The 811-nt window shown below is 41.1% G+C and carries 1 protein-coding gene; it reads left to right on the plus strand.

Going from position 1 to position 811, the window contains the following annotated elements:
- Positions 1-811, plus strand: an 811-nt coding sequence (locus LD28_RS22355; RefSeq protein WP_156120200.1) for a type 2 periplasmic-binding domain-containing protein, incomplete at both ends; no start/stop codon positions are given.

Below are 811 nucleotides of genomic sequence, written 5' to 3' on the forward strand. Positions count from 1 at the left end.
TTGTATTAGGGCCTCGTTCATTTAGTAGTTCCTTAGAATTATATTTAAAAGATGATCTTGGGCGTGATTTCAACAGTCGTCTTTCAGGCCAGCAACGCGCTTGGTTAAGCCAACAGAAAGAGATCAGTGTTGGTATTGTTGGCCCCCTGACCCCTCCTTTTGAGTTGGTAACATCAAAAAACAATTTTGAGGGGATGGGGGCGGACCTGCTATCAATTTTTTCATCGATGGTAAGTGTCAAGCTTCAGCTAAATTTTTATGAAAATGAGAGAAAGGCTCTGTCTGCAATTAAAGATAATCATGTGCAAATGCTCAGCATAAACTCCATTCTACCTGAACATGTACAGCAATACCCACAATCAGGGAAGTTCAGCAATGAGGTTATACAAGCTGGCCATGTATACTTGGCAGGTATAAGAGAACGGCAACTTGCAGACATTGAATCTGCAACGATGGCATACGAATTGGACTCACTTGATGTAGAGGCATTGCATGGTTTATATCCAAAGGCTACTTTGGTCGGTTATGAAACAGCAAATCTTGCCTTTGATTCCGTCTTGTTTGGCAATGCAGATTATTTTATTGGGAGCCGATTGGTTGGCAGATATCTCAATGGGGGGCGATTTGGAAATCTGAGTGCATTGACTATTCTGGATGTAAAAAGCAAACCTTTGTCATTTTTTGTTGGTGAGTCCAATCAGCATTTGTTAGATATCTTAAATATTTTTGTCGATGTTATTCAAGATCATGGAGTATATAGCACTCTTGCCCTGAGATGGCGTGGTGGGATGGGTACTGAACAGCTTATACC

Source organism: Aeromonas finlandensis (genome assembly GCF_000764645.1).
GTDB lineage: Bacteria > Pseudomonadota > Gammaproteobacteria > Enterobacterales > Aeromonadaceae > Aeromonas > Aeromonas finlandensis.